Below are 24,888 nucleotides of genomic sequence, written 5' to 3' on the forward strand. Positions count from 1 at the left end.
TAAAAAGGGAGCCAACGGTTCCCTTTTTTGTTGAAAAAAGAATGACATTAAAATTATATGTTTAAACATGTAATTGATTTACATTTGCATCATACTTTAAAACAATAAATAATTATGGCAACTAAATGGAATTTAGACCCCATGCACTCAGAAGTGCAGTTCAAGGTAAAGCACCTGGTAATTTCTACAGTAACCGGTTCATTTAAAAAATTTGAGGGTATCGCCATCAGCGAAGGTGAAAATTTTGATAATGCTGAAATTGATTTTTCGCTGGATGTGGAAAGCATTGATACCAACCAAACTCAACGCGACGAGCACTTGAAAAGTGCTGAGTTTTTTGATGCAGCTAATTATCCAAAAATTACGTTTAAATCTACGTCTCTTACTAAACTGAGCGACGACGAATATACTTTAACTGGTAACCTGACCGTAAAAGACGTAACCAAACCGGTTACCCTGAAAGCAGAATACGGCGGCTCAGCTACTGATTTTTACGGCAACATGAAAGCCGGCTTTGAAGTAACCGGTACCATTAACCGTAAAGAGTTCGGCTTAACATGGAGCGGCATCACTGAAGCAGGCGCCATTGTGGTAGGCGAAGATGTGAAGTTGACTATGAACGTTCAGTTCGCTAAAGAAGCGTAATTTTTGATGTCGAATTTTGAAGGTTCGATTTCGGATTTTAATCGTTACAACAAAACCTATTGTTTGGATTGATATACAAATGATTCATTTAATTTTTACAAAGGCTGTTTATTTTAAACAGCCTTTGTTTTTTCACCACATCAAACATTATCGCTTCATTTATTCTTATTCTCACATCCGAAATCAAACGTCCGAAATCCGAAATTCATCTATGTTACTCAGAATATATCCCGAAAATCCTAACCCCAAAGCTATTCAACAAGTGGCAGAGGTATTGCGCAAAGGCGGACTGATCATCTACCCTACCGATACTATTTATGGTTTGGGATGCGATATTACCAATCACCGCGCCATCGAAGCTATTTGCCGTATCAGGGGTATCAAGCCTGAAAAGGCCAATTTTTCTTTTATATGTTACGATTTAAGCCATATTGCCGATTATACCAAAACCATTGATAACGGTGTTTTCCGGGTGATTAAGAAAGCGTTGCCGGGGCCATTTACTTTTATATTTAACGCCAGCAACCAAGTACCCAAACTTTTGAGCTCGAATAAAAAAACGGTGGGTATACGGGTACCGGATAATGACATAGCGCGTGAAATTGTGCGGGTATTGGGCAACCCGATTCTTTCCACTTCAATACGCGATGAGGACGATATTATCGAATACTCTACCGACCCGGAACTGATTTATGAAAAATACCGTGATTTGGTAGATATTGTGATTGATGGCGGTTATGGTGATAATGTGCCTTCAACCGTAGTAGATTGTACTTCCGGCGATTTTGAAATTATACGCGAAGGCAAAGGTGATTTAGAGGCTTTTCTTTAAAAAATACAAGTTCTGAACCATAATTGCAGTTAATCCAGCTGCTATCTGGTAGCATAAGTAAAGCCATCCTTACAAATTTATTGTAGCAAATTTCAATTCACTGGATTAACTAAAATTGACACCGGTTCTGGCCTAATAAATACAAACCTGTGCAAGTACGGAAAATTATGGTGACAGCTGCATGAAACAGTTAAATCATAACATTTTACTTGTCAATTGGGTTACTCCCTTTTATAAAGGTGCATTAGTTAGCAGACTTCATTTAAATTAAAAGAATATACCAAACAACCGGTGACGCCTTTTGGGTTTCCGCCTCACGGGTGGTGTATACTTACGGGTAGAAGCCGATGAAACCTTTGCCTTCAGTTTTTTGGCAGCGGATATAGGCGTTTCTGTTTCGAAAGGTTTAATACCCGGCAAAGCGGAATGCAATGCCGTGCCATACGATATTTTGTAAGACACCGGGGCCGACGTATGGCTTAAACGCGCATGCCGGTTTGCCAAACGGGCAAATACAATCACAAAACCTACCATAGCCACCACCAGCAGTACAAACGCATAGCGCGAGATATGAATAATGGATGATTTTAATTCAAATGTACCCTTGGTTGGATTAAATGTTCCGCCAGCTCTTACCAACATGGATTGCAGGGAAGCCAGCTTGGCATCCTGTGCCAGTTGCTGCTGCTGGTAATGGCTAACCATAGATTGCAGCCTTTCATTTTCGCTCTGCAATACCGGAACATTGGTAGCAGAAGCAACATTTTCAACCTGTATGGTATCTTTTACGGGCACAAGCGCCGGCACGGCTGCTGTGGTTAAACTGCCTTGCGCAACGGCTTCTTGTAAGGCCATGCCATCCGCATAGCGGTCGGTCGGGTTTTTACTCAGGCATTTATAAATGATATCCAGTAACCAACCGGGCACTGTCATTTCTCTTTCCAGCTGTGCTTCGTTCCAATCGGCAGGCAAATGTTGCCGCCGGTAATCAAGCACATCCGGCACAGCGGCTTCCATGTGTGATAGCATCACGGTGTTGCGGGCGGTTTCACTGTGCCCTTCCAGTACAAAGGGTACCCGGCCTGCCAGCAATTCATACAATACCACACCATAACTGTAAATATCAGTTTGGGGCAGCATCTCCCCCTGATTTTGCTCGGGGGCCATAAATTCAATGGCACCGGCATGGCGCAGGCTGGTACGGCGCTGTTCCTCATTCATTAAAGCCAAGCCAAAATCAAGCAGCACATAATTGCCGCTTCGGGTATTATAGCGTACGTTATTGCTTTTGATATCACCGTGAAAAACCCCTACACGGTGGCAGTGGGCAAGTGCAGAAGCCAACTGATCGGCTACTTTAATCACCTCACGTACCGGGAAAATCTCAGGATGCGGTGCTTGCAGTAGCTCGCATAAATCTGGCCCCTCAATGTACTCCATCTCAATGTACGGGAAGGAGCCGCTTTCGGTTAAGCCTGAGCTGAGTATTTTAACTACGTACGGTGAAGCCTGTTCGTTTACCTTGTAGAGTTTCTCTACCTCATTCTGAAAGCTGCGGTAATTTTTATCATCCGAACTTTCGTTGTAAATGGGCGTAGGCAGCATTTTTACAGCGGTGTAAATGCTGGCTTGCCTGCGGCCTTTATATACCGAACCCTGGCCGCCGGTTTTCATGGCGCCTAAATTCTCTAAACCTTCTACTATCGTAAATACTTTTGCCATTTACGCGTTTTCAGGTTGGTAACTAAACTCAACTACAGCCGACTCACCCAGAATAATCTGGTCGCCTTCGGCCAGATGATATCCTATATCAGTAGCATGCAGCTTAACCAGCTCTTCTGTTTTGGCCGAGCGTATTTTGATTTTATTGCGGGGCGGAACACCACCTTCATCAGCATACAATACAAAGCAAGCGGCTTCGTTGTCCCACTCAATATGCGCATGCTGACGGCTGATATACTTGTTTGCCTGGTTGGATGAGTCGGAAGGAAAGGCAATCTGATTGGTACGAAAAAATCCATCCGCAGCCTGTGCTTTACGGTCGCGGCCAATATTTACTTTTTGTGGTCCAGATTTCAATGTGTATTCCTGCTGTTCGGCCTCTCCGTTTAAGATACGGATATATGCCGTTGCCGTATGCTGAATAAAATGCTTATTGGTTTTAATAAACAATGCGGCATCCAGATGAGGTGCCTGTACAGCTTCGGGCGGAAACTCATTTTCACTAATAATCTCCAGTGTCCAGTTTTCAGGCAAGCCGAGGTCATAATCATCGGCAATTTTCTGAATTTCCTGCCTGAAATGCTCCTGTTCATCTGCGTAAACTGCAGCCTCATATAAATGCTTATCTGCCTCATCAGCAGCTACAAACAGGCAAAGGCCTTTAATGTAATTACCTTCACCACCTTCGGCTTTTTGTAATTCATCTTTTATAAACCGCAATAATGCATGGCGTATGCCCTTAATATCGGTAGGCCGTTCATCGGCATTGCTCCTGAAAAAATTGAACATGGAAGTGATAATCTATTTATGCTGAAAGATGCGCTTCAATATATAAACCTATAAAGGAATGAGCAACAAAAGGGTTTATAAAAATTGTATTTATACTTTTAAAGTTGTCACTTTCATTAGCGACAGTATTAAAATTATAAACCAACTTAACAAACAACTTTGTCATTGCGAGCGATAGCGTGGCAACCGCACGGCGGCATCTGCGTCTCTGTATAGCAAGCGGTTGCCACGTCGTTCCTCCTCGCAATGACAATAATTTACAAGTGGCTAGCTTTGCATGTTAATTCTACGGTTCGAAACAACAACTATTTACCAGTACTTCTACTCCAATCCCTGCACTTCGCTTATGCTCTTGATATATTTCTTCTGCAACAGGTACGGAATTACATGCTCACCGGCCAGCTTCACCGCATCAGACGAGCCCTTGGTGGCTTCAATACGCACGCAGACCACCAAATTGCCTTTTCCATCAGGTTTGGGTGCAAAAAATACGTACCAGCCATCATTAATTTCCTGCCCTTTCCATATACGCTCGGGGGTACCGGTTTTACCGGCTACGGCCAGCTTAAGCGTGTACACTTTGGGGGCGCTCTGTTCAATCATATATTTACGCATCAACTGAGCATATTGCGGGTCGTTGGCTATCTTCACACCCTGTTTTACGGCTACTGCCGAGTCGCTTACCTTTAGCACATATCGGTTAGGCATCAGCACACCATTATTGGCAATACCCGCAGCTACACGGGCCACAGCGGCCGGGGTAGCAATCAATCCACCCTGCCCCCATGCCATGCCCGATATCCCTTTTGCCCTGGTTTTACGGATGTTGTTTGGATTGTAGCGCGGTTTGGTATTAAACTCTGTTTTGCGCCATAAGGTACGCCATTTATCCTCCTGCGCCTGGCTCAGGCTTTGGCGTCCATAATAATAACCACCTACCCCATGCAGAAACATACCGGTTTTTAGGTACAATGTAGCCATCTGCTCTTCCAGATGCTGTTCATTTGCCAGTTTGATGAAGTACACGTTATTCGATTTGGCTACGGCACGTTCAAGGGTAATGTTTCCGGTTTCGTCGGGCTCCAGGCCTTTGGTGCGTATGCGTTCGGCTGTACTTACATGATAAGTTTGCCGGGCTGCCGCCATGCCCAATTTATTAAACGAAGCCAACGAGGTGACCAGTTTAGCTGTGGAACCAGGTTGTGTAGCGTAAGTAAACCCTAAATCGGAAGTGGTCATCCAGCCGGCCAGTTGGTTTTGCTCGGCATTGGTCATGGTCAGTTGCTCCCAGTTATGAACCGGCGGCAACGGGTACATGGAAGAGGCCAGCACATCGCCGGTATTGGATTCCATTACCACAACCGATACCCGGTTATCCTGCAACGAAGTATCAGCTGCAATAGAATGCTGTATCTGCGCTTGCAAACCTGCATCTACAGTTAATTGTACATTGCGGTTACGGTTACGGAACGAATCAACCTTGGCACTATTGATACCAGCCAGCAGCAGGGGCGCAATAGCGCTGTAATCTTTTTTCACCACGGTCATCTCGTGTACACCACGTGGCAGGAAGCGATTTTCTTTATAGCGGTTAGCTGTTACATCGTAATTAGTCATCGGCATTTGGAAACCGCGCAAATCGGCCGCATGTTCATACTCGGCAAAGTAGCCGTTGGGGCTGCCATTGAATACGCCGGTATTGTTATCACCTACCCAAAAGAAAGTTTCGGCATCAAAAGGATAATAACGGTCGAGGCGTTTGTGTTGTGCTGAGTCCAGATCATAATTCGGCATACCTGCGGCCTTTAATTTATTTAACTGCTGGCGGATAAGTTCTGGCTTGCTGGTAGCTAATATCAAACCCTCACGGTCATACAAGGTACCGGCCTGCAGGCGGTTCATCAAAATGGCAATACGCGGGTTATAACTAAACATACGTGCGCCGCTACGATCGGCTACCAAAGCAGGTTGCACCACCCATTTTTTGTTATTAAACAGGTAGCGCGATACATTTACAGTAAGCAGCACCAAACCAATACAGGCAGCCAGCAATGCAGGTACCAGGTTACGGTCTTGCTGCTTGGTAATGTACCCCATCTGTACCTGCGTACCTTTTACCATTGAAGCCGACAGTAGAAAACCGGAGGCCAGCAAGTTAGCTACCAATGACGAACCACCGTAACTTTGAAACGGCAGCGAAACACCGGATAAAGGTAATGCCCCTGTAGAACCACCGGCAATGAGCAGGAACTGCACAAAGGTGGAAATACCCACCCCGGCGCACAGGTAGAAGAGGAACGGCGTACCTGTTCCGCGCCCTACGATGATACCCCGGTGAAGATATATTAAGAAGAGCACGAATATGCAGACGATACCCGTCCAGCCGAAATCTTCGCCCATGGAGGGCAGTATCATGTCGGTATGTGCCTCGGGTATGGTTTTGGCAAAGCCCTCACCTATGCCCTGGCCGGATACGCCACCGCTCGACATGGCCCACAGGCCGTTGGCCACCTGGTCGCCACCATAAACTTCATTGTTCCAGGCATCCTGCCAGATAGCCTTGCGATCGGTTAACCGTTGTACCGGGCCGGGAAATGCTTTACCCAAGTAAGGGATTTGGTCAATAGTGACAAACGCCGCCATAATTACCAGTGCTATCACAGCCGATTCACTCAGTTGCCGGCGCTGGAACAGCATCATTAAACCTACAATAAAAGCGGTTGCCAATGCGGAGTACCACACGTTCTTTAGTATCCAGGAAGCGATAATGTATATCACTATGGCGCTTACCATAAACATAAAATCGCCACGGGAAAAAGAGAACAGGATGATAAAAGTAAAGCATACCACCATGGCCGGGCCCAAATCACCCAGTAAGAGAAACAGTAACAGCGTTACTAAAATGGCAATTAAAGCAAACGAAAAAAACGACCAGCGTTTACCCCAGGTGGTATATTCGCTGATCAAGCGCTCATTCGCGGCGAAAAAGCCGGCCAAAAACAAGATGATCAGATACTTTACAATCTCACTTGGCTGAAAGCCCAGCAGGTTTACTTTCACACCGCTGCCCTCAGGGCCGGTACCGAATGCAATAGTAAGCATGAGCAAACCCACTGCACCAGCCACCCAGGGCCAGCCATTGGCCGCACTGCGAATGTTATTGAATATCAGCAAACGATAAAACCGAGAATCGGGCGTGAAACGGCGCAGCGGCAGGAACAGCAGCACGCATAAACCGAACAGACCGATGCCCAAGTATGACAATGAATCGCGCGCCAGGAAACGGTCGCGAAGCGGATCCTGCAAGCTGAGCATTGTTAAGAATGCCATGCCAATGAGCAGCATTAATACGGGCAAAATTACCTGATCGGCAGTGCTGAATTTGAGGGAAAGCAGCAGGTGCACAATCAAAAACCCGGCAAAGAAACAGGCTACAATGAGCCAGAAACCTTTATTAAATTCTTCGGGTGTACGAACAATTAGTGTCTTTTCCTTTTTCAGGATGTTAAAATCGCGTGTGGAAAGCAGGCGAATGGTATGCGGCGATTGGTTAAAAGTAAACTCAACATCTTCATCCAAACCTTCTACCCCTTGCGATGAACCAAACTGGTATCCGGGCTGCATAGGCAACACTTTGTAAGCTTTGCCTGCAGGTAAGTGCTCAAAAGCAAAACGGCCATCGGCCCCGGTACGGGCAAAAGCCGTAAGCGTTTGCAGGTGCCGGTTGCCGCTACTGTCCGGAACGTAGGTTTTTACCAGCGAGGGTGAAGTTTCACCTTTGAGCTGGGCCGCACCTTCCAGGTCATCGGTATACAAACTATCCTGCGGCAATATCATTTCTAACCTTACCAATACGCCCGGGACAGGTGCTTCCTCATGCACAATCTGGCCTTTTATGCCATACTTGCCCAAACTCACATCTACACTGGCGGGTAACGATGGCGGGTTCTTTTGCTCCTGCACAAAACGCACGGAATCGGCTCCGGTATAGCCTAAAAGTGACCGCGAAGCCAGTACCCTTTTCTGAAACGATTCTCCGCCGCTGGCATAAGCCTCATTGGCATTTACCTCATACCTGCGCTTGTTTAATTCGCCAATATTGTCAATCTTCTGGCCAACATTCATTTTTGAAGCTACTGTAGCTTCAATCAGGCTGATGTCTTTTTTATCTTCAAAGTAATACCCCTTTTGCAGCAAAGCTTTCAAGTGCGCTGCAGGGTCGGCGGCATTCAGGTTCACTATGGTGCCCTCTTGCAAACGCTTAGGCACATCGGCAAAGCGCTGTTGCAGTACGCCGTAAAGCTTAAAAAACAACAGGCCTAACAATATCGAAATCAGTAATAAAAAGAGGCGTTCTTTGCCCCGGCCGGGTGCAGCAATTTTAGCGGTTGGTTCCATGCGGCGGTTTAGCAGTTGTTGTAGATGCGGTATCAGCAATATAGAGTAGAGCCGGAATACGGGTGGAAACCGGCTGGGTTGCAGTAAAGGCGTAATTTACCTGCACAGGGTAAGCACAATTTAAAAACCTTACATGCTGTAATTGCAGTGCAGTATTTACAGCAGCTACACCCGTGCTGAAACCATTAATGGTTATACCATTTAATACGATGCACTTGCAAACCGGCCCCAATTTAATGGCTGGCCCGGCGTAAGCCGTATCGCGCTGAAGTGTTAAGTTTCCTTTAATTAACAAGGTGTCTTTATTGATTTTCAGTGTATCACTAAGCAATACCGGTTGTGCAAAATCAGAAGTTGTAATCAGCAGTGTGTCGCCTTTTAAATTGTTAATAGTGTCCTGAAGCTTTTGTTCAGCGGCATTGCGCTGTTTTTGTACCGGTTTATCTGCCTGATTAGCAGCTACCTGTGGTTTCGGTTGGTGTTGATTTTGCCACCAGAACCATCCGGCTACAGCTAAAAGCACTACACATAGTATAGATAACAGCGTAATTAGGCCACTATTACTTTTATGTTGGACAGCAGGCTGAACAGGGGCTGGTGGAACTGCTGGCTGCTTTTCAGGACCGGCAGATACGGTGCTGGTACTTTCTGGTTGTACACTGTTAGTAACCGGCATTGTGGCTTGGGCCTGCTGCGGCTTTTTGTAATTGTGCACCAATACTACAGTTACATTATCGCGCCCGCCATTGCGGTTTGCAGTTTCAATCAGTGTACGGCATTTGTTAGCCAAATCGCCGTTATTGGAAACGATATTGGTGATTTCCTGCTTGTCTACCATATCGGTGAGGCCATCGCTGCAAATCAACAGCACATCGCCGGGCAAAAACGGCGACTGGCCGGTTTCTATGTAATTCTTTTCGGTAGTTAACGTGGCATGGAAGCCCAGCGCCTTGTTAATTTCGTTGCGCTTGGGGTGCTGCATGGCGGCAGTTTCGGTAAGCCGACCCGAATCTTCCAGAAATCCCACAAAAGAATGATCCTGCGTAATCTTAATCAGCGACTGATCGCGCAGCAGGTATAAGCGGGTATCGCCCACGTGGGCATAATAAAACTGGTTGTTTTCAATATCTACCAACGCGGCTGTAGCTACGCAAGCCATTTCTTTTAACTGCGCATCTTTTTGCTTACGCTGATAGATCTGGCCATTGGCCTGTTCAAAAGCACTGATTAAAGCCTGCTCTACATTGGCAGAGTTCGCTGAAAGCTGCTCGATGAATTGGGTGCGGGCAATTTCGGCAGCAATTTCACCGCCGTCATATCCGCCTACTCCATCAATTACTGCAGCCAGAATAAAGCGGCCGTTTTGTACCTGCTGGGTTATAAAAGTATCTTCGTTGTTGGTACGGACACGCCCGGTATCTGTTAATCCGAAAAAATGATTATCCATTGCGTTTACCGGATTGTTTAATATCTATAAAATGAGCCGCCAGCAATATTGCTGCAATTACCAGCAAGCCGATTGATAATAATTGTGAAGAAACCATACGCTAAGCTTTAAACAAGTTTACACCGATGATGCCATTGAGTAAAATGCGTGAGTTAACGGGCAACTCTACCCATCGCGGAGCATTCACATCACTTCGTTCCACTACGTTCTCGTTCAACGTAGTCATCTCGCCAAAGGAAGCCAGATAAAATTTGCCGTCGGCTTTGTTATAACGTATGCTGAGGTGAGGCACGTTCACCCACTCGGTAGGGATTCGGAATATGTGTGCGTCATGCCGGGTTTCTTCTTTGCCCGATACAATAATTTCCTCATCTTTCATTAAGTATTCCATCTTCAGGCCCGAGCGTTGCTGCTCGGGGAATATAGTTTCCAGCCGGGCATAGATGCCTGATGATTTAGAATTATCCGGTTCAATTTCCAAATCACCCTCGTAAGGCAATTCGTAGTAGCCTTCGCTGTAATAGGTAAAGCCTTTCAACACATCATGGTTTACATCAAAGGTTTGGGCAATACCCGTTTGGCGCGGAATGAAGGTAACCCGCAGGTTATCATCCTGCTGATTGTTATTATCTGGCAGCAGTTTACCAATAAACCCTTTATCGCCCCTGGCGTAATCGGGGTGCGAAACCAGCCGGAACACCCATTTAGAACCTGACGGTGCAACTGTTTTTCCTTCCTCGCGATAGCTGCGCAGTATTTCGTAAAACTGCTTTACCGACTCCTGCACAATAAGACCGAAGATACCCTGCTTGTTTTGCATAAACTCATGGTAATCTTCGGCGTTGAAGCTGATGATAAACTCGTGGTAAAAAACTACCCGGTTAGCAAAAGACAACTGGGCAATAGAATCCTTAAATTTTTCTACAATGTATTGATAGATGCTGTCGGGCGTTAACCCGGCAGGCGCTTTGGGCTTAGCCCGTTCTTCGTTGGTTAAAAACCAGTCCTGCACGCCAATGCGCTGCCAGAAATTGGGTTTTGCTTCCATAAGTAATATTTTCGGTAAAGGTGAATATCAATTAATATACATCAGCATCGGCACTCTCATCGGTTGAAGGTGCAGTGCTGGTACTAGTGCTATCGCCGGTTTCTTCCTGCAAGGTATCTTGGTTTTGCCGCTTACGCTGCAACTCACGGTTACGCTTAATGACTGAATCTATCGCCTGTTGCGCATTATTTACAGCCGGCTTGCTTTCTGTATCAGTTGGCGGAGCCGAATTGTTGTAATTACTCTCCATTTGCGGCGCCTGGGTGTTACCAGTACCAGCAGTATCAGTTTGCTGTGTCGCTGTCGTATCTGCACCTGTTTCAGCCCCGGTACTGCCCTGGCGTTTAAAGAATAAAGCGTAGCCAGAAAAAACCATGAATATGATGAGCAATGCTATCAGACCGGTAAATACCGGTCTGGACATATATACTCTTGAGGTGCTGAACTCTGATATCCGGTCCTGCTCCATATCCTGCTTTTCCTGCTGATATTGGTTAACCAGGTTTTGCAAACGCTCATTTTCCTGCAGCAATGCTCCAGGTTCGGCAGCGCCGGAAGTTATAGGTTGCGGAATAGAACTTTGCGGAACAGGCACTGTACCACTCAGGGCCGCTTCTGCCGCCGCCAGGCTACCACTGATGACGGCCTCCTGTAGCTCCATGCCATTAGCGTACCGGTCCATCGGATCCTTGCTCAGACATTTGCTAATAACGTTTAATAACCACGATGGTACCCGGGTTTCTTTTAAACGCAACTCTTCGGTTAAATGAGTTTTGCGCAGCTCCAGTAAGTCGGGCACCGGAGTTTCCATATGAGCCAGCATCACCTGGTTTCGGGCAGCCTCGCTGTGGTCGGCCAAAGGGAAAGGTACCTGACCGGCCAGCAATTCGTACAGGATGATGCCATAACCATAAATATCGGTTTGGGGCAGCATTTCGCCACGGCTTTGCTCGGGAGCCATAAACTCAATGGCACCGGCATGCCGCATACTGGTACGGCGCTGCTCCTCACTCATCAATGCCAGGCCAAAATCAAGCAGCACATAGTTGCCGCTGCGGGTATTATACCGTACGTTATTGCTTTTGATATCACCGTGCTGAACGCCAACCTTATGGCAATGGGCCAGCGCTGATGCCAATTGATCAGCCAGTTTAATGACTTCCCGTACCGGGAAAACTTTGGGATTAGGGTCTTGCAGCAGTTCGCATAAGTCGGGCCCCTCAATGTACTCCATCTCAATGTACGGGAAGGAGCCGCTTTCAGTTAAGCCTGAGCTGAGTATTTTAACCACGTAGGGTGAAGCCTGCTCGTTAACTTTGTGCAGCTTTTGCACTTCGTTTTGAAAGTTGCGATAATTTTTATCATCATCGCTCTGCGTTAAAACCGGTGTAGGCAACAACTTAACTGCTGTAAAAATAGTAGCCTGCCTGCGGCCTTTATATACTGAACCCTGGCCGCCGGTTTTCATGGCGCCCAGGTTTTCCAAACCTTCTGCTATGGTAAATACTTTGCTCATGTGATTTTCTATAAACCCAGATTATGAAATAATGTTAGCTGAATTTGTACATCAACTGCCAGCCTAAGTAAAAAAGGTATATAACAAACAGTTGATGTTAGGCGCTAATTTAAATTAAAGTCTACATAATCAATTTATTATGTACTTCAATTTGATTAAAGTACAATTCCTTTAAAACTTTTAGCTCTTGCAGCTACTTTTAAAGTAAAGGTTAATAATTGACCGCAGTGAACAATTTAGGCTATGAATATAAAGCATTTAATCACATCAGCCGTAACAGGGACCACCTTTATGACGCTTTTCAGCCATGTAGTTTCTGAACTTAATGATGAAAATTACAGTGAGCCCCGGTTACTCAGTTTATTATTGCAAAGAGCCATACCTGCCACGCCAGCCAAAACAGCAAAGCCTTCGGGCTGGCTGCTGCACTATGCTACCGGCACTGCTTTTAGTGCAATTTATAAGCAATACTTAAATAAAGCTGGCAAAAAGCCCAATGTAAGTAATGGCTTGGCCATGGGTGCCATAAGTGGTGTGGCTGGCATTGCCATGTGGAAATCAGTGTTTACGGCGCATCCCTGGCCACCTAAAATTTCGCATCAACGCTTTTTTGCCCAGTTATTTGTTGCTCACCTGATATTTGGCGTAGTAACGGCAGAAACCATGCGCCTGCTTGAAAAAGATACAGAGGTTTAGCTTATAAACTAACCCTCTGTATTGATATATTATTGACTGTTAATAATTTCATTGGCAACAGCCTGAGCTACCAGGTCAACCGTTTGCAATACAATAGCTTCATGCCCACCCTCAAACACCTGGCGTATGGGGATATGCTTCCCTTTAAATACTACATGAACAAACATGGTTCCTACCGGCTTTTCTTCAGTTTCGCTGCCACCGGGCATGGTTAAGCCAGTAGTTGCTACCTGAATATCTGAAGGTATGAAATCTTTCAGTCCTTTTGCCATCGCTTCAGTCACCTCAGCCGATTCAGGAGTATATTGTTCTACCAGCTCGTCAGAAACATTCAAATGGTCTTTTTTTATATCGGCATTATAGCATACCAAAGAACCGGTTAATATTTTACCACAGTTAGGCAATAATGCAAATTCAGCTATTACTCTACCAGCTGTGGCGCTTTCGGCAAAGGCAATACTTAAGCCTTGTTCGTACAACAATTTGCTGCATTTTTTTACAATTTCAGATGGCATAGGCAGAAATATGTAATCCTCGTTCTTGTTTATTAACAACAGCACCAGAGTGCCTCTTTACTATAATTACAACTTAAAAGAGTATCTGTTTAAAATAGAGTTTATAAAAAAGCGCTTTGGCAAAAGTTTACCAAAGCGCCTTTTTTATTTAGCAATATCTTTTAGCTGGCAATAGGAATGCTGGTTTGCGTTTTGCGTGCAGCTTTCATCAGGCTGTGCATTTGCAAAAAAGTATTATTCCAGCAGTTATCTTTCAGGAAGTGGTCAACATGGGCTAACCATTCTTTATCCTGCTTTTGCTGCAAAGCTTTTTCAATGCCTTCAATAAACTCTTCGTTCGTGCTGCCTATATGCACCAGTTTTTCAATACCGTATGGATGTACTACATCGCGTATAGGTGTTGATACTACAGGTACGCCTCCGGCCAGATATTCAGGCGTTTTGGTAGGGCTAATGAAACGTGTAGACTCATTGATGGCAAACGGTATTAAAGCCACATCCCATCCAGACAGATAAGCCGGCAGTTCCTGATAGTTTTTACCGCCCAAATAATGAATGTTTGGCAGCTGCGGCAATGTAGCCGGATCTATTTTTACTACCGGGCCCAAAAGCATTAACTGCCACTCGGGCTTGCTTTCGGCAATAGCCTTAATTAAATCAATATCAAACCGCTCATCAATCACGCCGTAAAAACCCATTTTAGGGCCTTTAATGCCTGCCTGATCCTGCGGCTCAGCGCCCTGGCTGCGGGCTTGACCAAAATGTGCTTTATCTATACTGCTCGGAAAGGCATGTATATTAGCGTGCTGATGCTTCTTGGCTTCATAGATGGATTGGCCACCGGTAAATACCACATCGGCTTTAGCCAGCATTCTTTTCTCCATATCCTTCAACTCAGGCGGCGCAAATTTAAAGGCCGAGAGTTCGTCCATGCAATCAAACACGGTAAGGCCTGCGGTATACTTATCAGAGAAAGACAGCGCCATAGGGGTATAATACCAGAAAGTAAACTCCTGTAAGTCTTTACCTTTTAAAAAGGCATCAAGCAAGGTAGTTAAGGCACTGTTCACTTCCTGCGGTGACAAACCCGGTTGTAAATGCGGAACGCCTACCCGCACACCTGAAGACTGCTTTTCGAAATTAAGCAAAGGTGTACTCCCCGGGGCAGCGTCAAATATAGGTTCTTCTAAAAATAAAACCTCAAAATTGCCCTGCTCGGCAAAACGGCTTAACAAATGTTGCGGCCGCTGGTAAACAAAATTCCAGCGCAGGTGCGAGAAGCATAAAATACTGCCCTTATTTCCCCTCCTATTTTCTTTCATTTAGATAGATGTTTTATTAATTGAATACTTTTGTTCCGGCTTAACCAGCTGTAAAGCTTACAGCCAATAATTTCAGGCTTTGCAACCCATTAAATGCGTAATATTTACTGATACAGGAACCGGGAACTGCAAAACAACCTTTTCGTTACATCATCATTTGATGAGAAGAAAAGCAAAAAGAAAGAATTGATATAGCCCTGTACAATGAAAATCTTCGGCGATTTACTTATTAAGTAACATCAAGCAACAGATATTGTTTAAAACAGAATGCCAAAAATGACACATAATAGAATTGTAACTGATTTTTGACAAAGCTCCTCTTAGTGAAAAAAAATAAATGCTTTATGAGTTAACATATTATTCATAAATACGTATATATCAAAAGCAAACACAACTATTAAGAATACCGGTAAATGCAGTCTTATAAATGTATATAAATTGAATAACTGCATTTTACCCACAAACCTGGGCATGGTGTAGCTGAATGATCATCACTGATAATAGGCGTTTGAACATTAATTGCTGAAAAATGTATCTTACATCAGTATTTGCCCGTTTAACCTACTTGTTTATACTTATCATACTGTGCTAAATGAACTTTCAACCGAAATGAGCCTGGAACAATTTTCAGCCGAACGGCAGGCGATGCCTGAAACCGGTATTGTGCAGCAATTACATATACTTCATACCCCTGCCGAAGAAATATATGATAACGCTGTGCAAGTGGCTGCAATGCTGTGCCAAGCTCAGGCTGCAGCGCTAATATTTTTTAACGGTAACCAAGGCTGGGTGAAAGCTAAAACCGGCATTGATATAACCGAAATTGATGATTTTGGTACGTTGCCACAACATACTACTTATGAGCAAAGCATAGGTGCCTTGTCAGTTACACATCCGCTGTTTATACAACACCGTATTTCGTTTTATATAAGCTTGCCGCTTACTGCAGCTAACGGCGAGGTAATGGCTTACTTGTGTGTAATGGATGCACAACCACTGCAGTTAAGTTTAGCACAATGGCAGGGGCTCAATTTAGCTGGGCGGCAAATTGTACTTCATTTGCAAAACCGGATAAAACTGCTGAACGATCAGTACGCACCCGAATTGCAGATTAACCGTGCGCAACTCAGTCATGTTTTTCACAATGCCATTGATGCCATTGTAGTAACCACCGCTGATAATACCATTATACAATGGAACCTGAAAGCCGAAAAGCTATTCGGCTGGAGTAGGGCTGAAATAGCAGGGCGCAAATTTGATGAAGTTTGTATTCCGCAACACACTGCCACTTATAACCAATACAAAGCCGGCAGGACAGACCAGATTAATACCGACACGATAGAGTTAACCGCCCTGAACAAAGCCGGGAAAAAATTAGAAATTAAGCTGGGCCTGTCTAACGTTGTACTTAACCAGCAGCAATATATAGTTGCCTTTGTAGGCGATATTACGGAGTACAAAGAGGTAACCAGCCGGCTCGACCGGCAAAAGGCTTTCTACGAAAATATACTGAATAAACTACCTACCGATATTGTGGTGTTTGATGCCAATCACCGGTATATGTTTGTGAACCCTGGCGCCATCAGTAATGAGGAATACCGCAAATTCATTATCGGAAAAGATGACTATGAGTATGCGGCCTACCGCAACCGCGATGCTGCCATTGCCGACCAGCGCCGGGCGCAGTTTTTAGAAGTAAAAAATACCGGCCGTGAAATGCGCTGGGAAGACAGCCTGCACAACCCGGAAGGTAAAATAATTACACACCTGCGCCGCCTGTTTCCGGTGCATGACGAGAACGGCAACCTTGATTTTGTACTCGGTTTCGGCATGGACATTACCGAACGTAAAACACTGGAAGAAAAGCAATCGGTGCTGGTTAAACAACTTTCGGCACAAAATGCACAACTGGTTGATTTTTGCAATATAGTTTCGCATAACCTGCGCGGGCCGCTGGTAAATATGTCTATGCTTGTGCAGTTTATAAAAGAGACGGATGATATTGAGGAGCATAGATTTCTGATTTCTAAACTGCAGCCGGTAATTGATAACCTTCACACCACCTTTAATGAACTGGTAGAATCCATACAGATCAAGCAGGATGTGGAAATACAGTCAGAAAAAATATATCTTGAAGATTGTGTAAAAAGAACACTGGAGGGATTGGACCCCGAGATCAGCAAAACCGGGGCTGTGATAGAAACTGACTTTCAAGAGGCAGCTACTTTATACTATCCGCCTAAGTATCTGTTTAGTATATTTCATAATTTAATAGGTAACTCGCTCAAATACCGCTCGCCCGAACGAAAACCTCATATTCGTATCGGTACCAAAAGAGATAATGGCACGGTTATCCTTTCGGTTAGTGATAACGGTTTAGGGCTGGATATACAGAAGCATAAAGATAATTTGTTTAAAATTGGCAAAGTTTTCCATCGGCACCCCAATGCCAAAGGCTTTGGTTTATTCATGACCAAAACCCAGGTTGAAGCCATGGATGGGAATATTTGGGCCGAAAGCGTACCCAACGAGGGTACTACTTTCTTTGTAGAATTTAAAAACCAGCATATATGAAATCGTTAACAAATGTTTTTGTTATTGATGATGACAAAACCTTTGTTTTCCTGACTAAGAAAATCATTCAGTCTGCACCCTATGCAGTGAAAATTGAGGAATTTAATGATGGGCAGCAGGCCATTGACTACCTGCGGCAAAATGCAGGTAAGCATGATATGCTGCCTGATGTAATATTTTTAGACCTCAGCATGCCGGTAATGGATGGCTGGGAGTTTATTAACGAATACCAGCACCTGCAGCCCAGTATTGCAAAAGATGCCAGACTATACATTGTTTCCTCTTCCATATCTCCGCATGATATTGAGCGATCAAGGCACCTGGAGGTGGTTGCTGATTTCATCATCAAACCCCTTGTAAAAGGGAAATTTGCAGAAATTGTGGAAAGCCTGCCATCTCACTAAACCTGTTCCATTTATCAAAATCAACAGCACACGCATCAATTTAATTATACAATCGCTATGTTCAGTCATCAATCGGTTAACCTCGACGTATTGAGGCAGCGCGCATACAACCTGCGCTGGGCAACCGTGCCCGAAGATGTTATTCCGTTAACTGCCGCCGACCCCGACTTTCCGAGCGCACCAGAAATAGCAGAAGCGATTATTAAGTTTACCAAAGACCGTTACCTGTGCTATGGCCCGCCTACCGGCTTGCCTGAATTTAAAACCACAGTAGCAGATTTTTTTCAGCAAAAACGCAATGTTCCGGCCAATCCGGCCTATACTATGCCGGTTGATACTGCCGCTTTTGGCATTTATGTAACCTGCAAAGCCTTTTTAAAGCCGGGCGATGAAGCCATCATTTTTGATCCGGTTGACTTTCTGTTCCGTTATTCTACAGAAGCGGTAGGTGCTACGGCCATTCCTTTCGCCATTGCGCCGGGCACCGATGTAGTTGATTTTGGCGAACTGGAGAAATTGATTTCGCCCCGCACCCGTATGGTGTGCCTGTGCAACCCCCTTAACCCCACCGGCAAAGTATTTACAGCTGCCGAGCTTACCCAATTGGGTGAAATTGCCTGCCGGCATAACCTCATTATTTTATCTGATGAGATATGGAGTGATATTATCTTCACCCCGCATACGTATACCAGTATTGCATCCCTAGGCGAAGAAATCAGAAACCGTACGGTTATTGTTACAGGTTACAGTAAATCATACGGTTTGGCCGGCTTGCGTATTGGCTCGGTGGTATGCCCTACCGAGGAGCTTTTTCAGCAATTATACGCAGCATCGCTGCACATGTCAACCATACATGGCGCCAACGTACTGGGGCAGGTGGCCGTAATTGCCGCTTTAACCCAATGCGATGACTGGCTGAAAAATTTTGTGAGCCACCTGCAAAACATGCGCGATTTATGTGTAGCACAGCTCAATGCCCTACCCGGCGTTAATTGCATAGCCCCCGAGGGCTGTTATGTAGCCTTTGCCAATATTACCGGCACGGGTAAAACCAGCGCCGAAATGCAGCAGCTCTTGTTTAACGATGCCAAAGTAGCCGTTGTGCCCGGCCTTAAACAATGGTTTGGCGAGGGTGCCGAAGGCTATATCCGCCTTTGCTTTGCCACTTCTGATACGATATTAACTGAAGCGCTTTCAAGAATTACCCATACCCTAAAATCTGCATCATGAAAGTTGTAATTATTGGCGGTGGCATTGCCGGCCTGACCCTCGGCGCCCTGCTGCACGACCGTAGCATTGAGTTTAGCATCAGCGAACGCAACCTCATGTCGCCTTCGCACGGCCATGCTTTTTTAATGCATACCGATGGCCTTGCCATACTAAACGAACTAAGCACCGAACATCAAATTGATTTGCCCGGCAATTATCTGGACACTTATCGCCTTAGCCGGCCCGACGGGCAGGAGATTAAGCGGGTGCCTTTACTCTCGTGGAAGAGTATCAAACGGCAGGATATGCTTCATTTTTTAACGTCACTAGTTCCCAAAGGAAGTATCATTCCCGGCAGGCAGTTTTCGCATTTCAATTATGAGAACGGTAAAGCTGTAGAGGCCGTGTTTATGAACGGAGATGTGGAAAGAGGTGACTTGTTCATCGGTGCTGATGGCAGTAATTCAAAGGTAAGGCAGGAAATATTAGGTAAAACCACTTATACACCTACCGAAGTAAAAGAAATAGTAGGCATCGCCCCCAATACTCCCTCGGCGAACAGCGAACTGAGCTTGTTCAATAAAATTCAGGATTTAGAGAAAGGCTTGTCTTTTGGCTATATACCGGTATCAGAGCAAGAGCTGGTTTGGTTTATGCAATATGATGCTACCGCTGATGATGTATCCACCAAACAAGCTGATGAACTGGCGGCCTTTTGCAAAGCGCAGTTGAAGGATTTCCCCTTGGTGGTAAAGGAAATTTTAGATGCCAATGATTTCAATACCACTTACCTCTGGAATACCACGGATTTTGACTTGCTGCCCCAGTTTCACCACAACAACGTTGCTGTAATAGGCGATGCCGCACACCTGGCCTTGCCGTTTACCAGCTCGGGCACTACCAATGCAGTAATTGATGCTAAAGTACTGGTAGATTGTTTGGATTATACTACAGGCTATGAACAGGCTTTTAACAAGTTTTATAAACTGCGCGCAGCCGAAGTGCAAAAGCATACGGAGCTGGGCCGTCAGTTAAAAAAGGTTTTTCTAAACCCCGAAAAAGAGGCTGAAATACCTATCCCGCTTATTTCGCGCAAACGTGTAAAAGCGGATAATCCGGCACAGCATAACCCTATAAAAGTGCTGTATTTTACCGACCCTATTTGCTCAACCTGTTGGATTATACAGCCACAGCTGCGCAAGCTGAAGCTGGAATATGGCGATTACCTGAATATACAATACTGCATGGGTGGTTTGCTTTCCTGCTGGGAAGATGGGAATACCGGCAGTATAAAAAGCCCTGATGATGCCGCCCGCCACTGGGAAGAAGCCTGCCGTAACTACGATATGCCAATGGATGGCGATGTGTGGATCGAAGATCCGCTGCATTCGTCTTACCCGCCTTCTATTGCCTTTAAGGCCGCCCAGTTGCAGGATGAAGGCAAAGCTGTAAAGTTTTTACGCCGCATACAGGAAATGGTGTTTTTGGAAAAGAAGAACATCATTAAGTGGAAACACATTGAAAATGCGGCCTTCGATGCCGGCTTGGACTGTATTAAACTACTTTCTGATTTCGGGAAGCGTGCACAGGAAAACTTCAGGGCAGATTTAGCTTTGGCCAAACAATATGGTGTTACCGGATTTCCTACTTTATTCTTTTCTGATGGTTCGGGCAAGCAATTCATGCTGCGCGGCAATCAGCCGTATGAGCAGTTTGAAAGTATAGTGACCGGTTTATTGTCAAATGCACAGAAAAAGCCGCTGAATCATACTCCGGCCGAACTTTTTGAACAGTTTTCTACCCTGACAGGTAAGGAGTTTGCCGTGCTAACCAACACCACTAAAGCCGAGGCCACACAAGCATTGGAAACCCTATTGCAGGAAGGACATATTGAACGCCATCAAAGTAAAAATGGTGTTATCTGGAAATACAAGTCACTGATTAGTCAATAATCAATGCTATAAATAAGGCCGGGGTACGCTACCCCGGCCTTATTTATAGCCCATCATTAATACCTATAACCAAAACATTTTCAACAATTGCACGCTATATTTACAGTATGGATACCACTACCCCGAACGCAATTTTTGAATATGCCCGCACCAATGATGTGGAGGGTTTGAAAAATAGTTTACAAACCGGCAGCCTGGATGTGACCGATAGCCGGGGCTCAACACCTTTAATTATTGCCGCTTACCATAATAACTTAGAAGCCGTAAAATTTTTACTGCAAAACGGGGCACAAACCGATTTGCAAGATGGTATGGGTAACACTGCCCTGATGGGTGTTTGCTTTAAAGGCTATACTGAAGTAGGCAAAATTTTATTAGAGCATAAAGCCAACCCTAACGCGGTAAATGGTAATAATGCCACTGCCCTGTCTTTTGCAGCTACCTTTGGCCATAATGAACTGATTAAGTTATTACTTGAGTTCGGTGCCGACCGCAATATGCGCGACCGCTTTGGTAAATCGCCAGCCGATTATGCCGGCGTACAAGGCAACGAAGAAGGATTCTTTTTGTTGACAGGAAGAAGGGAGTAAGATAAAATCAAGAAACAAGAGTCAAGAATCAAGACTATCTTGACTCTTGTTTCTTGATTCTTAGTTCTTGGCTCTTTACCCTTAGCTCTACTTTCTCTCCAGCACTACAATAGGCTCGTGCATATCCCACTCGGGCGTAAAACCTTTTTGGTTGAGCAGGCCGCGCTGGCCAATGGAAAAATTACCTAATATAATGTCTGGCTTACCATCATGGTTAATATCACCGGCTTCTAAGGTAATCCAGCGGCCATACTTCTCAACCGGAATGGCGTGGGCTTTAAACTTGAGGTTGCCGGTTTGCTCCAAATACATAAAGCCTTCATATGGGTTGTACTTAAAATCGGCAAAGAAAGCAATAGTCGCCAGGTCCATGTCCCCGTCACCGTCAAAATCGGCCGCTATGGCTTTAGTACAACCATCAATACGATAAAAGAATTGCTGCTTAAATTTCCAGTTACCCTGGTTAATGAATATATAAACCCCGTGATAAGGTTTTAACACTTTTGAGTAATCGCTGTTATCACCCGCAGCGTATACTATATCAGGTTTGCCATCATGGTTCATATCCACCAGTTGAAAAGTGCTGGAACCATATATTGGCGGAAAGCGCAGCAGGTACTGAGCATTAAAGCCACCTTTGTGGTTATTTAAAAACAGCACGATTCCCTCATCTGCCTGGCCAAACAGTGTAATTACATCGGGCCAGCCATCATTATTAAAATCGCCGGCTACGCTTTGTGTAGCCCCCGGTTTGGGCCAAATGATACTTTTTTTATATTGATGATTAATTTGCTGCTGTATCAAATACAAGCCCCCCTTATCGTGCCCGAAGCCGCAGGTTACATAATCGGCCAGGCCATCTTTGTTAAAATCGGCGCTTACCGTTTGCACGGGGCGCGGCAGGCTGTCTGTGAGTATTTCGGGCTTAGCTTTAGGCGTTAAACTTACATTAAGCACCTGGCCATTCAACACATCTGCGGGCATCATGGAACCTATACAGGTAAGTAAAGCCTGATGATTGGATTCAAACGCTATTCCGGTTATAGGCGAGGCAAAACGATTGATTTCTTTGGGTCGCAATTGACTGTCCCAAGTATATAAACCATTCCCTGCATCAGCCGTATAGAGCTGCTGTGTAGAAGGATCAATAGCAATCATGGTGGTCATGGCCGGTGATTGCTTATCATAACCGGATGGACGTTTCAAAGTAAATCCTGCCCAATCGCGCAGGGGCTCTTCCTTACGTTTTGGAATCGTCAGTGTATCGGGCGATTGTGTTTTATACCAGTTTACTATATCTTGCCATTGTGAGGTAGCAATAGTGGAATGTGTATCTGAAAAATACATCCCCATATAATTTTGAATACCTAAATTTTTTGCCATAGCAGGTAATATACCCTGTTCCCAGCTGGCTTTATCAGCTAATGCCGGTTCAGGGTAACGGTGGCAACTGGAACAGTAAATTTGCGCCAGGCGCTTACCCTCGGCCAAATGCTCCTCGGGCGTTATTGGTGCATGATGTTGTTGCCGGCAATTGGATAATATAATGATACCTGGCAGTAAAAAAGCTGCCATGCAAGCATATAGAGTTTTAATATTCAATTTGATAACGTTAAGAGTAACAAGTGATATACCATTGCGTAAAATGCATACGCAATAATGTACATTAAAACGTTTTTCAATAGCAGTGATTGACTAATACAATCAGTGGATATCTATCACCCCAATTTGGCTTTAACCCCTCTTGGAATATATAACCGTGGGAATAATTACCCAATACTATATCCGGTTTACCATCGTGGTTCACATCATTTACATCCATACTCATCCAGCGGCCATATTGGTTAACGGGTAGGGCATGAGGCTTAAAATGTAATGAACTATCCTGTTCAAAATAGAGCAGCTCTTCAGCAGGGTTGTTCAGCATATCTGCAAAAAAGGCAATGGTGGTAATGTCTAAATCGCCATCGCCGTCCATATCCGCAGCTATAGCTTTGGTGCAGCCGTTAACCGGGTAAAAATAACTTTGCTTTAATTTCCAGTTACCTTGGTTGTTAAAAATGTACATGCCATGATAAGGCTTCAATATGCGCGAATTGCGGAAATTATAACCTGCGGTTACTACCACATCCAGCTTACCGTCATGGTTCATATCTGCCAATTGAAAGCTGGACAAACCATACACCGGTGGTACCTTCAGCAATTGCTTCACTGCAAAACCACCGGCATGGTTATTCGTAAACAAAAACAAGCCTTCGTTTTTAGCGCCAAATAAGGCCATAATATCCGGCCAGCCATCATTGTTGTAATCGCCTACGGTGGCTTGCACAGCGCCTGGTTGTGTAGTTAGCTGCACTTTCTCAAACTGATGCGTAGCCGTTTGCTTCAGCCAAAACAAACCGCCTGTGCTGCCCCCCTGCCCGCATACTATATAATCTTGCAATCCATCTTTGTTTAAATCGCCTGTGGCGGTAAAAACCGGACGCGGCAAATCTGTGCCTATCACCTGTGGCTGGGCAGGCCGGGCACCGTTTAAGTCAACCTGTGTAAGGCGGCCATTGGGATAGTCTGCCAACTCGATGACACCGACAGAAGCTAGAATTGCCTGATTGTCTTTGGTAAATAAAGCCTGCATAGCCGTGCTGGGCAGTTCGGTTACTTCATGCGGCTGTAAGGGTGCACCCCATTCCAATAACTTACGGCTTTCCAAATCACTGCTGTAAATTTTTTGCGTGTAAGGGTTAACCGATACCATAGTGGTATAAGGTACGCTATCGGCTTTAGCCGGCAACCGCAGGCTGAAACCGGCCCAGTCATGAACCAACGGTACCGGTGGCTTCGCTTTAGGCAAACTATCAGGCGCTACGGTATTATAGTAAGTTACAATTTTATCCCAATCGGTTAACGATATGCCCGAAGCTGCCGTATCTGGTTTAAAATATCCACCTGCATAATTTGCCAAATGCAGATACTTCGCCATATCTGGCAAAATGTGGTTGATCCATACCGCCTTGGTTAAAGCGTTGGCAGGCACCAGCTGGTGACAGCTACCGGCACAATAATGCTGCACCAACACGGCACCATCGTGTTTAACATCACCATTTAAAGCTTCCATTTTGACTGAACCGGATGGCGAATTACAGCCGCTACTTATAGCTGCACCAATAGCTGTTAAACCGAAAAATGTAATCAGCATTTTGTGCAGGGCACTTCTCTTCAGTTTCATCAT

General features: G+C 45.0%; 18 protein-coding genes. 8 read left to right on the top strand and 10 right to left on the bottom strand.

Translation table 11 applies throughout. The features are described 5' to 3' along the window. Positions 1 to 114 precede the first annotated feature (114 nt). Together ACYVNW_RS07785 and ACYVNW_RS07790 are read left to right on the top strand one after the other, a co-directional pair. Positions 115 to 645: a YceI family protein gene (locus ACYVNW_RS07785; RefSeq protein WP_460679283.1), complete on the top strand. Its 531-nt coding sequence runs from the start codon at positions 115 to 117 to the stop codon at positions 643 to 645. Positions 646 to 856: 211 nt separating this feature from the next. Continuing rightward, positions 857 to 1,477: an L-threonylcarbamoyladenylate synthase gene (locus tag ACYVNW_RS07790; protein WP_460679284.1), complete on the top strand. Its 621-nt coding sequence runs from the start codon at positions 857 to 859 to the stop codon at positions 1,475 to 1,477. Positions 1,478 to 1,744: 267 nt separating this feature from the next. Here ACYVNW_RS07790 and ACYVNW_RS07795 read toward each other — a convergent pair whose 3' ends face one another. The 6 genes from ACYVNW_RS07795 to ACYVNW_RS07820 form a co-directional block, all read right to left on the bottom strand. Next, a complete protein-coding gene (locus ACYVNW_RS07795) occupies positions 1,745 to 3,199 on the bottom strand; it encodes a serine/threonine protein kinase (protein ID WP_460679285.1) in 1,455 nt (484 codons plus the stop codon). Beyond that, positions 3,200 to 3,988 carry an FHA domain-containing protein gene (locus tag ACYVNW_RS07800; protein ID WP_460679286.1) on the bottom strand — a complete coding sequence of 263 codons (789 nt, stop codon included), beginning with the start codon at positions 3,986 to 3,988 and terminating at the stop codon, positions 3,200 to 3,202. It lies immediately after the preceding gene. A 321-nt stretch (positions 3,989 to 4,309) separates the two neighbouring features. Continuing rightward, positions 4,310 to 8,386: an FtsW/RodA/SpoVE family cell cycle protein gene (locus tag ACYVNW_RS07805; RefSeq protein WP_460679287.1), complete on the bottom strand. Its 4,077-nt coding sequence runs from the start codon at positions 8,384 to 8,386 to the stop codon at positions 4,310 to 4,312. After that, positions 8,370 to 9,833 (bottom strand): PP2C family protein-serine/threonine phosphatase, encoded by a 1,464-nt coding sequence (locus tag ACYVNW_RS07810; protein WP_460679288.1) that lies wholly within the window; start codon positions 9,831 to 9,833, stop codon positions 8,370 to 8,372. The genes ACYVNW_RS07805 and ACYVNW_RS07810 overlap by 17 nt, the downstream gene beginning before the upstream one ends. A 100-nt stretch (positions 9,834 to 9,933) precedes the next feature. Next, positions 9,934 to 10,881: a hypothetical protein gene (locus ACYVNW_RS07815; protein ID WP_460679289.1), complete on the bottom strand. Its 948-nt coding sequence runs from the start codon at positions 10,879 to 10,881 to the stop codon at positions 9,934 to 9,936. Between the two features lie 31 nt (positions 10,882 to 10,912). Next, positions 10,913 to 12,397 carry a serine/threonine protein kinase gene (locus ACYVNW_RS07820; protein ID WP_460679290.1) on the bottom strand — a complete coding sequence of 495 codons (1,485 nt, stop codon included), beginning with the start codon at positions 12,395 to 12,397 and terminating at the stop codon, positions 10,913 to 10,915. Between the two features lie 291 nt (positions 12,398 to 12,688). On the opposite strand from ACYVNW_RS07820, the gene ACYVNW_RS07825 reads away from it, so the two are divergent. Continuing rightward, on the top strand, positions 12,689 to 13,093 hold the full coding sequence (locus tag ACYVNW_RS07825; RefSeq protein ID WP_460679291.1) for a hypothetical protein: 405 nt from the start codon (positions 12,689 to 12,691) through the stop codon (positions 13,091 to 13,093). Positions 13,094 to 13,122: 29 nt separating this feature from the next. Here ACYVNW_RS07825 and ACYVNW_RS07830 read toward each other — a convergent pair whose 3' ends face one another. Together ACYVNW_RS07830 and ACYVNW_RS07835 are read right to left on the bottom strand one after the other, a co-directional pair. Then, positions 13,123 to 13,608 (bottom strand): CinA family protein, encoded by a 486-nt coding sequence (locus ACYVNW_RS07830; RefSeq protein ID WP_460679292.1) that lies wholly within the window; start codon positions 13,606 to 13,608, stop codon positions 13,123 to 13,125. A gap of 161 nt (positions 13,609 to 13,769) precedes the next feature. Then, complete coding sequence (locus ACYVNW_RS07835) at positions 13,770 to 14,930, bottom strand: glycosyltransferase family 1 protein (RefSeq protein ID WP_460679293.1); 1,161 nt, start codon at positions 14,928 to 14,930, stop codon at positions 13,770 to 13,772. A gap of 609 nt (positions 14,931 to 15,539) precedes the next feature. On the opposite strand from ACYVNW_RS07835, the gene ACYVNW_RS07840 reads away from it, so the two are divergent. The 5 genes from ACYVNW_RS07840 to ACYVNW_RS07860 all read left to right on the top strand — a co-directional run bounded on the left by ACYVNW_RS07840 (position 15,540) and on the right by ACYVNW_RS07860 (position 21,659). Continuing rightward, on the top strand, positions 15,540 to 17,504 hold the full coding sequence (locus tag ACYVNW_RS07840) for a sensor histidine kinase (RefSeq protein WP_460679294.1): 1,965 nt from the start codon (positions 15,540 to 15,542) through the stop codon (positions 17,502 to 17,504). Continuing rightward, positions 17,501 to 17,908 (top strand): response regulator, encoded by a 408-nt coding sequence (locus ACYVNW_RS07845; RefSeq protein WP_460679295.1) that lies wholly within the window; start codon positions 17,501 to 17,503, stop codon positions 17,906 to 17,908. The genes ACYVNW_RS07840 and ACYVNW_RS07845 overlap by 4 nt, the downstream gene beginning before the upstream one ends. Positions 17,909 to 17,965: 57 nt before the next feature. Next, positions 17,966 to 19,138, top strand: a complete 1,173-nt coding sequence (locus tag ACYVNW_RS07850; RefSeq protein ID WP_460679296.1) for a MalY/PatB family protein — start codon at positions 17,966 to 17,968, stop codon at positions 19,136 to 19,138. Further along, positions 19,135 to 21,069 (top strand): DsbA family protein, encoded by a 1,935-nt coding sequence (locus ACYVNW_RS07855; RefSeq protein WP_460679297.1) that lies wholly within the window; start codon positions 19,135 to 19,137, stop codon positions 21,067 to 21,069. The genes ACYVNW_RS07850 and ACYVNW_RS07855 overlap by 4 nt, the downstream gene beginning before the upstream one ends. Before the next feature lie 107 nt (positions 21,070 to 21,176). Next, positions 21,177 to 21,659: an ankyrin repeat domain-containing protein gene (locus tag ACYVNW_RS07860; RefSeq protein WP_460679298.1), complete on the top strand. Its 483-nt coding sequence runs from the start codon at positions 21,177 to 21,179 to the stop codon at positions 21,657 to 21,659. Between the two features lie 87 nt (positions 21,660 to 21,746). Here ACYVNW_RS07860 and ACYVNW_RS07865 read toward each other — a convergent pair whose 3' ends face one another. Both ACYVNW_RS07865 and ACYVNW_RS07870 read right to left on the bottom strand, forming a co-directional pair. Continuing rightward, a complete protein-coding gene (locus tag ACYVNW_RS07865; RefSeq protein ID WP_460679299.1) occupies positions 21,747 to 23,234 on the bottom strand; it encodes an FG-GAP repeat domain-containing protein in 1,488 nt (495 codons plus the stop codon). Between the two features lie 103 nt (positions 23,235 to 23,337). Next, positions 23,338 to 24,888 (bottom strand): FG-GAP repeat domain-containing protein, encoded by a 1,551-nt coding sequence (locus ACYVNW_RS07870; protein WP_460679300.1) that lies wholly within the window; start codon positions 24,886 to 24,888, stop codon positions 23,338 to 23,340.

This window comes from Mucilaginibacter koreensis (assembly GCF_054783355.1).

Coding starts and splice junctions, on each gene's coding strand:
- ACYVNW_RS07785 (WP_460679283.1), top strand. CDS start 115: ATGGCAACTAAATGGAATTTAGACCCCATGCACTCAGAAGTGCAGTTC.
- ACYVNW_RS07790 (WP_460679284.1), top strand. CDS start 857: ATGTTACTCAGAATATATCCCGAAAATCCTAACCCCAAAGCTATTCAA.
- ACYVNW_RS07795 (WP_460679285.1), bottom strand. CDS start 3,199: ATGGCAAAAGTATTTACGATAGTAGAAGGTTTAGAGAATTTAGGCGCC.
- ACYVNW_RS07800 (WP_460679286.1), bottom strand. CDS start 3,988: ATGTTCAATTTTTTCAGGAGCAATGCCGATGAACGGCCTACCGATATT.
- ACYVNW_RS07805 (WP_460679287.1), bottom strand. CDS start 8,386: ATGGAACCAACCGCTAAAATTGCTGCACCCGGCCGGGGCAAAGAACGC.
- ACYVNW_RS07810 (WP_460679288.1), bottom strand. CDS start 9,833: ATGGATAATCATTTTTTCGGATTAACAGATACCGGGCGTGTCCGTACC.
- ACYVNW_RS07815 (WP_460679289.1), bottom strand. CDS start 10,881: ATGGAAGCAAAACCCAATTTCTGGCAGCGCATTGGCGTGCAGGACTGG.
- ACYVNW_RS07820 (WP_460679290.1), bottom strand. CDS start 12,397: ATGAGCAAAGTATTTACCATAGCAGAAGGTTTGGAAAACCTGGGCGCC.
- ACYVNW_RS07825 (WP_460679291.1), top strand. CDS start 12,689: ATGACGCTTTTCAGCCATGTAGTTTCTGAACTTAATGATGAAAATTAC.
- ACYVNW_RS07830 (WP_460679292.1), bottom strand. CDS start 13,608: ATGCCATCTGAAATTGTAAAAAAATGCAGCAAATTGTTGTACGAACAA.
- ACYVNW_RS07835 (WP_460679293.1), bottom strand. CDS start 14,930: ATGAAAGAAAATAGGAGGGGAAATAAGGGCAGTATTTTATGCTTCTCG.
- ACYVNW_RS07840 (WP_460679294.1), top strand. CDS start 15,540: ATGAGCCTGGAACAATTTTCAGCCGAACGGCAGGCGATGCCTGAAACC.
- ACYVNW_RS07845 (WP_460679295.1), top strand. CDS start 17,501: ATGAAATCGTTAACAAATGTTTTTGTTATTGATGATGACAAAACCTTT.
- ACYVNW_RS07850 (WP_460679296.1), top strand. CDS start 17,966: ATGTTCAGTCATCAATCGGTTAACCTCGACGTATTGAGGCAGCGCGCA.
- ACYVNW_RS07855 (WP_460679297.1), top strand. CDS start 19,135: ATGAAAGTTGTAATTATTGGCGGTGGCATTGCCGGCCTGACCCTCGGC.
- ACYVNW_RS07860 (WP_460679298.1), top strand. CDS start 21,177: ATGGATACCACTACCCCGAACGCAATTTTTGAATATGCCCGCACCAAT.
- ACYVNW_RS07865 (WP_460679299.1), bottom strand. CDS start 23,234: ATGGCAGCTTTTTTACTGCCAGGTATCATTATATTATCCAATTGCCGG.
- ACYVNW_RS07870 (WP_460679300.1), bottom strand. CDS start 24,888: ATGATGAAACTGAAGAGAAGTGCCCTGCACAAAATGCTGATTACATTT.